The sequence below is a fragment of the Sphaerotilus natans genome (assembly GCF_900156335.1).
Lineage (GTDB): Bacteria > Pseudomonadota > Gammaproteobacteria > Burkholderiales > Burkholderiaceae_C > Sphaerotilus > Sphaerotilus natans.
On the sequence record NZ_FTMZ01000005.1, the window covers coordinates 199,003 to 211,429 of the forward strand.

At 70.1% G+C, this 12,427-nt stretch carries 15 protein-coding genes and 1 tRNA gene; 4 read left to right on the plus strand and 12 right to left on the minus strand.

Annotation, left to right across the window (positions count from 1 at the left end):
• Positions 1 to 38: 38 nt before the first annotated feature.
• Positions 39 to 1,097 carry an AbrB family protein gene (locus BW996_RS07010; protein ID WP_241462064.1) on the plus strand — a complete coding sequence of 353 codons (1,059 nt, stop codon included), beginning with the start codon at positions 39 to 41 and terminating at the stop codon, positions 1,095 to 1,097.
• A gap of 24 nt (positions 1,098 to 1,121) precedes the next feature.
• Here BW996_RS07010 and lysM read toward each other — a convergent pair whose 3' ends face one another.
• The 3 genes from lysM to BW996_RS07025 all read right to left on the minus strand — a co-directional run bounded on the left by lysM (position 1,122) and on the right by BW996_RS07025 (position 2,618).
• Positions 1,122 to 1,631, minus strand: a complete 510-nt coding sequence (lysM, locus tag BW996_RS07015; RefSeq protein ID WP_037486124.1) for a peptidoglycan-binding protein LysM — start codon at positions 1,629 to 1,631, stop codon at positions 1,122 to 1,124.
• 185 nt (positions 1,632 to 1,816) lie between these two features.
• On the minus strand, positions 1,817 to 2,440 hold the full coding sequence (locus BW996_RS07020) for an MOSC domain-containing protein (RefSeq protein WP_241462063.1): 624 nt from the start codon (positions 2,438 to 2,440) through the stop codon (positions 1,817 to 1,819).
• Between the two features lie 102 nt (positions 2,441 to 2,542).
• Positions 2,543 to 2,618, minus strand: a tRNA-Arg gene (locus BW996_RS07025).
• 163 nt (positions 2,619 to 2,781) lie between these two features.
• Between BW996_RS07025 and BW996_RS07030 the strand changes: the two genes are divergently transcribed.
• Positions 2,782 to 3,300 (plus strand): c-type cytochrome, encoded by a 519-nt coding sequence (locus tag BW996_RS07030; protein WP_037486122.1) that lies wholly within the window; start codon positions 2,782 to 2,784, stop codon positions 3,298 to 3,300.
• A gap of 49 nt (positions 3,301 to 3,349) precedes the next feature.
• Here BW996_RS07030 and BW996_RS07035 read toward each other — a convergent pair whose 3' ends face one another.
• The 9 genes from BW996_RS07035 to BW996_RS07075 are packed head-to-tail and all read right to left on the minus strand — an operon-like array spanning position 3,350 to position 10,931.
• The gene (locus BW996_RS07035) at positions 3,350 to 3,889 is read right to left on the minus strand and encodes a DUF2946 family protein (protein ID WP_037486120.1); all 540 of its coding nucleotides are present in this window, start codon (positions 3,887 to 3,889) and stop codon (positions 3,350 to 3,352) included.
• Positions 3,882 to 4,922 (minus strand): YheT family hydrolase, encoded by a 1,041-nt coding sequence (locus tag BW996_RS07040; protein ID WP_241462062.1) that lies wholly within the window; start codon positions 4,920 to 4,922, stop codon positions 3,882 to 3,884. Before BW996_RS07040 ends, BW996_RS07035 begins: the two co-directional genes overlap by 8 nt.
• Entirely contained in the window at positions 4,919 to 5,365 is a 447-nt protein-coding gene (locus BW996_RS07045; protein ID WP_037486119.1) for a YybH family protein, read from the minus strand. Before BW996_RS07045 ends, BW996_RS07040 begins: the two co-directional genes overlap by 4 nt.
• 15 nt (positions 5,366 to 5,380) lie before the next feature.
• The gene (gene purU, locus BW996_RS07050) at positions 5,381 to 6,265 is read right to left on the minus strand and encodes a formyltetrahydrofolate deformylase (protein ID WP_037486117.1); all 885 of its coding nucleotides are present in this window, start codon (positions 6,263 to 6,265) and stop codon (positions 5,381 to 5,383) included.
• 50 nt (positions 6,266 to 6,315) lie between these two features.
• Positions 6,316 to 7,386, minus strand: a complete 1,071-nt coding sequence (gene waaF, locus BW996_RS07055; protein ID WP_051632331.1) for a lipopolysaccharide heptosyltransferase II — start codon at positions 7,384 to 7,386, stop codon at positions 6,316 to 6,318.
• 16 nt (positions 7,387 to 7,402) lie between these two features.
• Complete coding sequence (locus BW996_RS07060) at positions 7,403 to 7,609, minus strand: zinc-finger domain-containing protein (protein WP_037486115.1); 207 nt, start codon at positions 7,607 to 7,609, stop codon at positions 7,403 to 7,405.
• A 44-nt stretch (positions 7,610 to 7,653) separates the two neighbouring features.
• On the minus strand, positions 7,654 to 8,583 hold the full coding sequence (locus tag BW996_RS07065; protein ID WP_037486114.1) for a branched-chain amino acid transaminase: 930 nt from the start codon (positions 8,581 to 8,583) through the stop codon (positions 7,654 to 7,656).
• A gap of 30 nt (positions 8,584 to 8,613) precedes the next feature.
• The gene (locus BW996_RS07070; RefSeq protein WP_051632330.1) at positions 8,614 to 10,224 is read right to left on the minus strand and encodes an ATP-binding protein; all 1,611 of its coding nucleotides are present in this window, start codon (positions 10,222 to 10,224) and stop codon (positions 8,614 to 8,616) included.
• Positions 10,224 to 10,931 carry a response regulator gene (locus BW996_RS07075; protein WP_076458798.1) on the minus strand — a complete coding sequence of 236 codons (708 nt, stop codon included), beginning with the start codon at positions 10,929 to 10,931 and terminating at the stop codon, positions 10,224 to 10,226. The genes BW996_RS07070 and BW996_RS07075 overlap by 1 nt, the downstream gene beginning before the upstream one ends.
• A 273-nt stretch (positions 10,932 to 11,204) precedes the next feature.
• On the opposite strand from BW996_RS07075, the gene bcsD reads away from it, so the two are divergent.
• Complete coding sequence (gene bcsD, locus BW996_RS07080; RefSeq protein ID WP_037478162.1) at positions 11,205 to 11,672, plus strand: cellulose biosynthesis protein BcsD; 468 nt, start codon at positions 11,205 to 11,207, stop codon at positions 11,670 to 11,672.
• A gap of 55 nt (positions 11,673 to 11,727) precedes the next feature.
• Complete coding sequence (locus tag BW996_RS21240; RefSeq protein ID WP_139330783.1) at positions 11,728 to 12,378, plus strand: hypothetical protein; 651 nt, start codon at positions 11,728 to 11,730, stop codon at positions 12,376 to 12,378.
• Positions 12,379 to 12,427: the final 49 nt, after the last annotated feature.

Consider the following 12,427-nt stretch of genomic DNA (forward strand, 5'->3'; position numbering starts at 1 on the left):
GCGGCTAATCTACCCCGACCCGGCTAGAGTCACGCCCCGTGAGCGCGAAGAACCTGACCCCGAAGGCCATCCTGCGACTGATCGCCACGCTGGCGATCGCCTGGCTGGCAGCCCTGCTGTGCGTGCGGCTGAAGACACCACTGCCGTGGATGATCGGCCCGCTGCTGGCCACCGCCACGCTGACGATGGCCGGCGTGCCGCTGCGCTCGTCGCGGCGGCTGCGCAACGGCGGGCAGTGGATCGTCGGCACGGTGCTGGGGCTGTACTTCACGCCGGCGGTGGCGCTGCAGGCGCTGGAGCTGGCGCCCTGGATGCTGCTGGGTGCAGCCTGGGCGCTGCTGATGGGCCATCTGTTCGGGCGCTGGCTGTTGTGGTCGCAGCCTCCAGGCTCGGTGGACGCGACCACCGCCTATTTTGCGTCGGTGATCGGCGGCGCCTCGGAGATGGCCGCGTTTGCCGAACGGGTCGGTGCCCGCGTCGATCTGGTGGCAGCCGCCCACTCGCTGCGGGTGATGCTGGTGGTGATCGTCATTCCGTTCGGCTACCAGGGCCTGGGGCTGCATGGCCACGACCCGGCGCCGGTGAGCGTCGTCGGTGTGCAGCCCACGGGCCTGGCGATGCTGCTGGCAGCGACCGCTGCCGGCGCGCTGGTGATGCAGGCGCTGCGCCAGCCCAATCCGTGGGTGCTGGGCTCGCTGCTGGTGTCGCTGGGGCTGAGCGCGTCAGGCATCGAGTGGACCGCGATGCCAGGCTGGCTGTCGGCCGCCGCGCAGCTGTCGATCGGCATCGCGCTGGGCACGCGCTTCACGCCGGCCTTCCTGCACACCGCGCCGCGCTGGCTGCTGGCGGTGGCCGTCGGCACGCTGGCGATGATCGCCGCCTCGGCCGGCTATTCGTGGCTGGTCGCCCAGGCGACCGGGCTGGTGCCGGCCAGCGTGCTGCTGGGCAACTCGCCCGGCGGCATCGCCGAGATGTGCATCACCGCGAAGGTGCTGGAACTGGGCGTGCCGCTGGTGACCGGCTTCCATGTCGTGCGCTACCTGATCGTTCTGGTGCTGACCGGGCCGATCTGGCGGCGCTGGGTGCAACAGGCCTGACGCGGCCCGTCCGCAAGGCTTTGCTCAGGCCGGAATCCGCAGCACCTGGCCCGGATAGATCTTGTCCGGGTGGCCGAGCATCGGCTTGTTGGCCTCGAAGATCTTCATGTAGGCATTGGCGTTGCCGTACATCGCCTTGGCGATGCCCGACAGCGTGTCGCCGCGCACGACGGTGTGCCAGCGCGACTCGTCGGCCGGCTCGGCCACGGTCAGCAGGTCGTTGACGCCGGTGACGCCCGCGACGTTGCCGCAGCACAGCAGCACCTTTTCCTTGGTGGCCTGGTCGGGCGCGCAGCCGCTGACGGTGGCCTGGCAGGTCGTGCCGTCAAAGGCAACCTGCAGGCCGTCGACCTTCAGGCCCTGGGTGTCGATGTATTTCTCGATCGCGCGAGCGGCGTTCTCGTTCGCGGCGGCCAGGCGGGCCTGCGCGGCAGCCGGATCCGGCGCGGTGGCGACCTCGGCCGCAGCCTTCTCGGGATCGTCCTTGCCGAACAGCTTCTCGCCGGCTTCCTTGATGAAACTCATCAGTCCCATGGTCTCTTTTCCTTCAGGTCGAAGTGTCACCGGCACCAGGCTGCCCGGGCCGGAGGGGGGGATGCCCGAGCAGGTTAGTCGGTGGCCGGTGACATTGCAATCGTGACGGAGTTCACCGGGAACCGCACTGGACCTGGGTATGGCTCGCAGCACGACCTCTTTCAGGGACCGTTCAGGAAGCCGGATCAGAGCTCGACCCGGCGGCGCACCTGCGCCGCGAAGACCTCGGACAAGCGCACACGGCGCGGCCCCGGCACCAGCTCGGCCACCTGACCTGCAGCCAGGCTGCCGGCACGGGCCACCGACAGGTACCAGCCACAGGCGCCCGTGCGCGCCATCTGCCGGGCTGCACCGTTCCAGCCCATCGCGGCATTGAACTTGAAGCAGGGAAAGCGCGGCTCGGTCACCACCAGCTCGCAGTCGGGCAGCCGCAGCCGGTCGCCGATCCAGACCTGGCGCTCGAGCAGGCCGGTCAGCGCGAGGTTCTCGCCGACCAGGCTGGCCGACGCGCCGTCGGCCTCGTCGCCCTGCTCCCACAGCGAGGCCACGCCGGCCTCGAGGCGCGCCTGGCGCCACAGGGCCGCATGTTCCGAAGGATAGGCATAGACCGCCTTGGCCAGACCGCCGTGGACGGTGGGATCGGCCTGCTCGTCGCCGTCGAGACCCAGCGGCCCGACACGGCAGAGGCCGCCCGCCACCGCCTGCTTGCCGATGCCGGACATGACGGTGCGCCCGCCCGCCACCCGCAGCGGCCGCACTGTCGCGACATGGACGCCGAGAATCCGGCAGGTCATGCTGGCTTCGCTCATTGCACGAGACTCCTGCTGATGACTGCAGAGCCGGTGCGGCGGCCCCGGAAACAGCAACGCCAACCGTTTTTGGCGGTTGGCGTCGATGTCGAAATCATTCGGTGGCGCGCCCGGCTGGGATCGAACCAGCGACCCTTGGCTTCGGAGGCCAATACTCTATCCACTGAGCTACGGGCGCGGAGATTGCGATTCTAGCATTGTTTGCAGCGCTGCGTGCATGCAACAAATCCCCGTCAGGCCACGGACTATAATTCGCAGGTTTTGCGCCCCCCGGCCCATCCCACCGCCAGAGAGCCGCGCCCTCACCGCTTTCCAACATTCCCGTGCAGCCCGAGGAACCCATGAGCCAACACCACGACGAGCACCATAGCCCGATCAAGACCCCGAAGCAGCTGATCCTGGCGGTGATCTTCGCTTTCCTGGTCCCGATCTTCGTGATCGCGCTGCTGGTGCGCGATGTCGGCAGCGACCGGCGCGATGGCGCCGGCAGCGACGCGATGAGCGAGCAGGCGGTGGCCGAGCGCATCCGCCCGGTCGCCAAGGTGGCGATCAAGCTCGAAGGCGGCCCGCTGAAGACCGGCGAGCAGGTCTTCAAGGCACAGTGCGCGGCCTGCCACGAGGCCGGCCTGGTCGGCGCGCCGAAGTTCGGCGATGCCGGTGCCTGGGGTCCGCGTCTGGGCCAGGGCTTCGAGGCGCTGGTGAATTCCGCGCTGAAGGGCAAGGGCAACATGGGCGCCCAGGGCGGCGGCGATCACAGCGATCTGGAGATCGCCCGCGCCGTGGCCCACATGGCCAACGCCGGCGGCGGCAAGTTCGAGGAGCCGAAGGCTCCGGAAGGCGCCGCTTCGGCCGCGAACTGATCACGCGATCACCCACTGATCACGAGAAGCCGGCAGCCGCCGGCTTTTTTCATGCCCGTGCCGGGCTCAGCACATGGCCGCAGCGCGCCGGCAGCGTGGTGGAGGCCACCTCCTCGGGCTGCCAGCGCCCGGCCAGCACCTCGTCGGCCGCCAGATCCATGTCGGCGGAGGCGACCAGGCCCAGGCCGATCCCGGTGTCGAGAAAAAGCCGCCCCTGCTCGTCGACCAGTGCCGCGCGCATGGCGTCGGCTTCAAGCGGCCGGCCGGTGTGGGTCTCGATCCGCAGCGCCCCGGCCGCATCGCGCCGCAGCCGCAGCACCCAGGGCGCCGCCTCCAGCTCGACGAAGACCTGCTGCGGGCCGTTCTGGAAATACCAGCATCCGGCCGCGTCGGCCTCGTAGTTGCGGCCGATGAACTCGCGCAGCTTGTCGTGCATCACCCGGCTGCCCTTGGACTGCGGGAAAGGCCCGGCCGCCTGCGTGCGGTCGTCGCGCATGTACCAGTCGCCGCGCGCATCGAGCGCCAGCCAGCCCCGGCAGGCGGGAACGTTCGGCCACTTGCGCAGGGCCGCCTTGACGATCTCATCCATGCCGCGGATCTTGCCTCAGATCCGCGGGCGGGCACACGCCGCGCCCCTGCAGCCAGTCGCAGACCCGCTGCGGCAGCGCGCGCACGTCCCCCGGCCAGGCGCCGCTGGCAAAGCCGACATGACCGCCGTGCGCCGGCTGCCACAGCTCGACCGCACGGCCCGTCTCGTGCGGCGCGGGCAGACTGGCAGCCGGCACGAAGGGGTCGTTGCGCGGATTGATCACCAGCGCCGGCACGCGGATCTCGGCCAGCCGGTGACGGCTCGAGGCACGCCGCCAGTAGTCGTCGACGCCGGCGAAGCCGTGCAGCGGGCCGGTGAAGACCTCGTCGAACTCGCGCAGGTCGCGCGCCGCACGCAGCCGTTCGGCATCGAACAGGCCCGGATGCTGCGCCAGCTTGGCCAGCGCCTTGGGCTTCATCGTGCGCAGGAACATCGGCGTGTAGAGGCGCCGGTTCAGGCCGCGGCCGATCGCGTCGCCGGCAGCAGCCAGATCCAGCGGCGCGCAGATCGCGGCGATCGAGCGCACCTGGCGCGTGGCCTGCTCGCCACTTTCCTGCGCCCAGCGCAGCAGCGCGTTGCCGCCCAGCGAGACGCCGACCGCATGCACCGGCCCCGGGCGCCCTGGCGTCAGCCGCGCCAGCATCCAGCCGATCTCCTCGAAGTCGCCGGAATGGTAGGCGCGCGGCGCCCGGTTGAGCTCGCCGGAGCAGCCCCGGAAATGCGGCAGCGCGCAGTCCCAGCCTCGCTGCGCGGCGCACTCGGCGAAGGCCTGCGCATAGTGGCTGGACGAGGAGCCCTCCAGGCCGTGGAAGATCACCAGCAGCGGCGCCTTCGGATCGCGGGACGGCGGCAGCCGATCGACGTCGATGAAGTCGCCGTCCGGCGTGCTCCAGCGCTCACGCGCCCAGACGGGCGGGCAGCCCGGCGCATGGCGGCGCGAGAACAGCGCCGGCCAGATCGTCTGCAGCTGACCGCCGGGCAGCCAGACCGGTGCGGGCGGCAGCGGCCCCGGGGAGGCGGTGGCCGCGCTCAATGCAGCATCGAGGGCTCGTCGCCGACTTCCTGCACCGCGCTCTCGCCCGCCGGGCTGGCGTGGTGCACCATCAGGCGCCAGCCCTGCGGCGTCTTGATGAAGACATGCGTGGCCAGCACCCAGGCGCTCTGCGTGCCCTCGGGCGTCTCGACGCGCAGTTCCTCCAGCACATGATGGACGGCGCTGTTGCCGACCACCAGCCGGCGCACCTGGGCGATGCGCAGGTTCAGCCCGCCGCCCTGCAGCAGCGCCTCGTAGCCGGCGCGGATCGCATGCAGCCCGAGCAGGCGCGGGCCCGACGGGTGGATGCAGGCGATGTCGTCGTCATCGGCCCAGACCGCCATCACCCGGTCGAGATCGCCGAGCTGCAGCGCCTCGTAGAACTGGGCCTCGGTCTCGTCGGGCGTGGTCATCAGCGCGACCTTGGGCGGCTTGGCAGGCATCGAGGCGTCCTCGTCTCAGCGGAAGACCACGGTCTTGCGACCGTTGAGCAGCACGCGGTGCTCGACATGCCAGCGCACCGCACGCGCCAGCACCACGCATTCCACGTCGCGGCCGACGGCGGTGAAGTCCTCCGGGCTCAGCGTGTGGTCCACGCGCTCGACGTCCTGCTCGATGATCGGGCCCTCGTCGAGGTCGGCGGTCACGTAGTGCGCGGTCGCGCCGATCAGCTTCACGCCGCGGTCATGCGCCTGGTAGTAGGGCTTGGCGCCCTTGAAGCTGGGCAGGAAGCTGTGGTGGATGTTGATCGCGCGGCCCTGCAGGAACTGGCACAGCTCGGTGCTGAGGATCTGCATGTAGCGCGCCAGCACCACCAGGTCGATGTCGAGCTCGGTGAACAGCGCCTCGATGCGCTGCTCCTGCTCGCGCTTGACCGCGGCGCTGCTGCCGGTGGGCAGCGGCAGGTGGTGGAAGGGAATGCCATAGCTGGCGGCCAGCTCGGCGAAGTCGGGGTGGTTGGAGACGATGGCCGGGATGTCGACCGGCAGCTGGCCGCTCTTCCAGCGGAACAGCAGGTCGTTCAGGCAATGGCCATGCTTGCTGACCAGCAGCATCAGGCGCGGACGGCGCGCCAGGCCGCGCACCTGCGCGCTCATCGCGTACTGCTGGCGCACATGGCCGAACAGGCGGTCGAGCGTGCCGGCATCGGCCAGGTGCTCCGGCGCCTCGAAATGGACGCGCATGAAGAACAGCCCGGTCGCATCCTCGCCGAGGACGTCGCCGAACTGCTGCGAGTCGATGATGTTGCAGCCCGCCTGGAACAGCAGGCCGGAGACGGCGTGCACGATGCCCTTGGCATCGGGACACGAGAGGGTGAGAACGAATTCGCGGGTCATCGGCATGGTGGCGCGGATTCTACGCAGCAATGCTGCAGCGCCGCTTCGGCGACTCTTCAGCGCACCACCCGCAGTCCGGCGACAGGATGATCGAGCTCGCGCTCGGCGGCCGCGACGCGCTGCAGCAGCGCGGTCTCGACCCGCGGCGGCGCGACCTCGGCCAGGCAGCGGGTGTGACCGAGCGGGCAGACGCGCTGGAAGCACGGCGCGCAGTCCAGGCCCAGCTCGTCGCGCAGCCAGATCACCTCGGCGCGCGCGTTCAGCGGCGGGGTGTGCTCCGGGCTGGTCGAGCCGAAGACGGCCACCTGCGGCAGGCCGAAGGCCGCGCCCACATGCATCAGACCGGAATCGTTGCTGACCAGGCCACGCGCGCCGGCCACCAGCGCCATCGCCTCGTCAAGCGTGGTCCGGCCCGCCAGCACCTGCACGCCGGCACCGGCCTCGTCGGCGATGCCCTGCGCCATCGCCGCCTCCTTGCCCGAGCCCAGCAGCACGACCGGCTGGCCGGACTGCCGGTGCAGCGTGCGCGCCAGCGTGGCGTAGTGCGAGGCCGGCCAGCACTTGGCCGGACCGTATTCGGCCCCCGGCGCCATCGCCCAGTAGCCCCGACGCGTCAGGCCCAGGCCGGTCAGCACCTTGCGCACCCGCTCAGGCGGCAGATGCAGCACTGGATCGGGCACCGCGTCGGGCGGCAGCGCCGGCGCGTCCGGCGCCTCGGCCAGCGCCCGGTAGAAGGCGACCATCGGCGGGCGGGCCTCGGCCGGATTCGGGCGACGGCGGTTCAGCAGCAGCAGCCGGCCCTCGCCCTGGTAGCCGACGCGCTCAGGGATGCCCGCAAACCAGGGCAGCAGCGCCGCCTTGATCGAGTTCGGCAGCACATAGGCGCGCTCGAACTGCCCGGCCCAGCCGCGGCCGAGCCGCCAGCGCGCCTTCAGGTCGAGGCGGCCGTGCGCAAACGGCAGATCGACCACCGCAGCGACCTCCGGCATCGCGCGGTAGACCGGCGCGACCCAGGGCAGCGCCGCCACCGTCAGCGTCTCGCCGCGTGCGGCCAGTGCCGCCAGCAGCGGCTGGCTCATTACCGCGTCGCCGATCCACTGCGGCGCGACGAGCAGCGAGCGCGTCATCGAGGCGGCAGCCGGCTCAGTGGTGGGACGGCATCTTCTCGCCGGCCTTCAGGCGATAGACGGTGCCGCAGTACGGGCACTTGCCTTCGCCGCCGTGCGACAGGTCGATGTAGACCTTGGGATGCTGGTTCCACAGCGTCATCTTCGGGTTCGGGCAGAAGACCACGCCCGGGCCCTGCAGGTCCGAGGCCAGCACCTCGACGACGTCTTTCTTGTCGCTCATCTCGATCGCTCCTTCGATGCCTTGATGGATCAGAAATCAGGGAATCAGCCGTTCACAGGCGTCAGCCAGTGCGCGTACTTCGGATTGCGGCCGCCGACGATGTCGAAGAAGGCCGACTGGATCTTCTCGGTGACGGGGCCACGGCTGCCGATGCCGATCTCGATGCGGTCGAGCTCGCGGATGGGCGTGACTTCGGCGGCGGTGCCGGTGAAGAAGGCCTCGTCGGCGATGTAGACCTCGTCGCGGGTGATGCGCTTCTGCACCACCTCCAGGCCCAGGTCCTGGGCGATGTGGAAGATGGTGTTGCGGGTGATGCCGTTGAGCGCGCCCGCCGACAGGTCGGGCGTGTAGATCACGCCGTTCTTCACGATGAAGATGTTCTCGCCGGCGCCCTCGGACACGAAGCCGCTGGCGTCGAGCAGCAGCGCCTCGTCGTAGCCGTCGTCGGTGGCCTCGGCGTTGGCCAGGATCGAGTTGGTGTAGTTGCTCACCGCCTTGGCCTGCGTCATCGTGATGTTGACGTGGTGGCGGGTATAGCTGGAGGTCTTGACGCGGATGCCGCGCTTGAGGCCTTCCTCGCCCAGGTAGGCGCCCCAGGGCCAGGCCGCGACCATCAGGTGGATGGTGTTGTTCTTGGCGCTGACGCCCAGCTTCTCGGAGCCGACCCAGGTCAGCGGGCGCAGGTAGCCGCTGGCCAGGTTGTTGTCGCGCACGACGGCCTTCTGCGCCTCCTCGACCTGCTCGATCGTGAAGGGGATCTTCATGCGCAGGATCTTGGCCGAGTTGAACAGGCGCTCGGTGTGCTCGCGCAGGCGGAAGATCGCCGTGCCGTTCACGGTCTCGTAGGCGCGCACGCCCTCGAAGGCGCCGCAGCCGTAGTGCAGCGTGTGGGTCAGCACATGGATCTTGGCGTCGCGCCAGTCCACCATCTGACCATCCATCCAGATCTTTCCGTCTCGGTCGTGCATCGACATGGTTCTCTTGCCTTCTCGGTCGCTTCAGCTTCAGGTCGGGGAGCGGGATTGTACGGCGGCGCCCGCGACGGCCGGCGTGACCGTCGGACGCGGCCCGAGCTTGGCGCCCACCATCGCCCGCAGCCGGTTCGGCGCCACCGGATGCGGCAAGGCATGGACATCGGGCTCGTTCGGGGTGAAGGTCGAGCCGGTCGGATCGCCCGAGGGCAGCTGGTGCAGCAGCACCACCGCCGGCACCGTCTGACCCAAGCGGCTGCGCAGCAGCCGCACCGGCGCCAGACCGTCCTCCCCGCTCGGCAGCCGGGCGTCAGCGATCAGCAGCGCCGGCACCCGAGGCTGCACCGCGGCCCAGGCGGCCAGCCCGGTCGTCGACGTGAAGGCGCTGACGCTGGCGCCCCAGCCGCGCAGCAGGCCGGCGGCGCCCTGCTCGGCGGCGGCCGCCTCGCCGATGCACACCACATGAATGCCCTGCAGCGTCGGCAGGGTGGGCATCGGCGCGGGCGGCATCCGGCTCGCGGCCTCGATCTGGGCGGCGCTGGCCGCCGGCAGCTGCAGCGTGAAGACCGTGCCATGGCCAGGCCGCGAGTTCACCCGCAGCGGCAGCGCCATCAGCAGCGCCAGCCGGCGCACGATCGCCAGCCCCAGCCCGCGGCCGCGACGCGGCACCGGCTCCTCGGCCGCCGCATCGCCCTCGCCCGGCCCGACCTGGTAGTACTCGTCGAAGATGCGCGGCAGCTGCGCGTCGTCGATGCCACGCCCGCAATCCCAGACCTGCAGCAGCAGCCCCTCGGGACGCGAGCGACAGCTCACCAGCACCCCGCCGTCCTCGGTGAAGCGGATCGCGTTCGACAGCAGGTTGCGCAGGATGCGCTCGACCAGCACCGGGTCGGCAAGCGCCGCATGGCGCCCGCCCCGGAAGGACAGCGACAGCCCCTTGTCGAAGGCCTGCGGCTCGAAATGCGGCTTCAGCCGCGCATAGACCTCACGCAGATGAAAGGCCCGTGCATCGACCTTCACCGCGCCGGCGTCCAGGCTGCTCAGGTCGAGCAGCCGGTCGAACAGGTGATCGAGCGACTCGATCGCGCCGGCCAGCTGGCCCAGCGTCTCGTCCAGGCCCGGATCGCGATTGCGCAGCTGCAGCGACTTGGTGAACAGCACCAGCGCATGCAGCGGCTGGCGCAGGTCATGGCTGGCCGCGGTGAAGAAGCTGGTGCGCGCCCGGGTCGCGGCCTCGGCCACCGACCGGGCCTCCTCGGCGGCCTCCTTCTCGGCCGCCAGCTCGGCCATCAGCAGCGCGGTGCGGTCGCGCAGCACCTGCTGGGTCAGGAAGAGCCGGCGGTGATGCAGCCCGAGCAGCGTCGAGCCCAGCAGCAGCACCGTCACCAGCCAGGCCCGCCGCGCGTCGAACGGCGGCATCAGCACCGCCACCAGCACCGGCAGGCCCGCCAGCCCGGCCTGCAGCCAGGCACGGCCCAGGGACACGGCGGGCGACCCCAGGCAGAGCAGCGCGATCGGCACCAGCAGCGCCAGCCGCAGCGGGTCGTCCGCCCGCGGCAGCAGCCAGGCCGTTGCCAGCCCCCAGGCCAGCACCATCGGCAGCCACAGCCGACCGACCCGCGACATCAGCGAGCAGGCGTGCATCAGGACAGGGAGCCCTCCGACAGGTCGCTCATCAGGCCGACGGCCAGCACCGCCTGGGTGCGCGAGGTCACCCCGAGACTGCGCAGCACCGCGGCCACATGGTCCTTGACCGTCTCGACGGAAATGCCGAGATCGCGGGCGATCAGCTTGTTCGACTTGCCGTGCAGCAACAGCTGCATCACCTGGCGCTGGCGCGGCGTCAGCCCGAGATCAGCCAGCGATCCGCCGGCCCGGGCACGCACACCGGGGCGCGAGGCCTGTGCGGCTGCCGCCACGCCCGACGGCGCGGCCAGCGGCGGGACCGGGCTCGGCTCGGCCCGGTCGGTCGGCACGAGCTCGGGCATGTAGATGCCCCCCGACATCACCAGATGCACGGCGTCCTGCAGCAGCTCGTTGCTGGAGCGCTTGGGCACGAAGCCCATCGCGCCGGCATCGATCGCGCGCAGCGCATCGCCCGGATGCTCAGAGGCCGACACCGGCAGCGCGGGATGCTCGCGGCGCAGCTCGGCCAGCAGCTCGAAGCCGTCGGCATCACCGAGCTGCAGGTCGAGCAGGATCAGATCGAAGTCACGGCGCTTCGCCAGCACCGTTCGACACTCAGCGGCAGACTCGACGGTGACCGCCTCGATGCCATGGTCGATCTGCAGAATGACGCTCTGCATCGCCGACAGGATCAGCGGATGGTCATCGATCAGCAGCACTTTCATCGGCAGACTCCACAGGCATGTCCGGCCCCGATGGTAGCGCCGGGCCGCGCCAGCCCATAACTTGCAGGATCCCCACAAAGGAGGAAAGCGAGGAGCCTGGTCCATGACTTGTTCGGCAGAAATCTGCCGCCACCAGTAACAGAAAGCAAACAACTCGCAACGAAGAGAAAAAACCTGCAATACCCCAAGAAGCACCATGCTACTATCCCCAAAATAAGTGGTAATAGGCGCTATTTCTGCAGAATTGATAAATTTTCCCGGCTTTTATAGGCAATGAAACGCCCGACCTCGGATCACGACTATCACCAGCAGCATCAGTGTTCCCGCCAGTGGCGCCCTTTCCTGCTCTGCCTCGGGCAGGAACTGGCCGAGCGGCTCGGCCCGGACGGCGCGCGCGCATTGATGCGCCGGCTCGGCGGCGCGATGTCGCGCGAGCGCCCGTTGCCGGCACTGGAGCTGCTGCCTGACCTGGAAGCGGCGATGAACACGCTCTGGTCCGACATGGACTGGGGCTGGGTGGAGTTGCAGGACACCGGTGATGCGCTGCGCATCGTCCACCACTGCGCGCCGCTGGATGCGGCCTTCGGCGTGTCGGCGCGCGCCTGGTCCGGCGCCCTGCTCGAGGGCGCCTACGAGCAGTGGCTGAAGGCCGCCGGCGCTGGCGAGCGCCTGAGAGTGCGGCAGATGCCGGGCAGCAGCAACTCGCCCGATACCACGCTGGTCTTCGTGCTGACCTCCTGACACCAGCCCTCACCGCAGACCACCGCCCAGACACCGCCTACAGGGAGCCCGAACGATGAACATCGGCGACGACATCAGCAACCTCCTGCGTCAGATCGGTCCGGAGGCCGGGATCTACCAGGACGTGAGTCAGTACAACGCGGCGCGCGGCGGCCTCGGTCGTCGCGGCCTGTTCGGCCGCACCCAGCCCGCCGCGCTGACCGTGCCAGCCAATCTGCCCGAGACGGCCTCGCCTCAGGAGGAGCCCACCGCCACGGCGCCAGTCCCGGCCGAGCCGCCCATCCCGGAAACTGCCGCGGTGCAGGTCGACACGGAAACTGTGAAACCCATCCCGGCGGCAGAATCTTCTCCTGGAGAATCAGCGGACATACGCTTCGATCCTGCGGAAACCCCCGAGGACACCGAGGCGCGGTTCGCACCGCTGCAGGTCACCGCAGCAACACCTGTTGCACTCCTGTTGCAAGCCCCGGTCGCCCGCACGGAACCAGCCCCGACACTGGATGTCGAGGTTCCGGCCGCGCCGACCCGGCCGACATCGCTTTCCAGCCTGGCGCGCCGGCTCAGCGGCGAAGCCCGACTCGCCGACGGGCTTGATCTTTCTGCCCTGGGCGAAGGCTCGGCCGGCACCTCGCGAGAACCTGCTGCCGTGCCGACACAGCGGCTCGACCGACTCTTCGACCGTCTCGCCTCGTCGCTACCCCGATGAGCACGGGCCGGCCTGTTTCCTGCTGATGCCCCCGACCCCATGGCCGAAC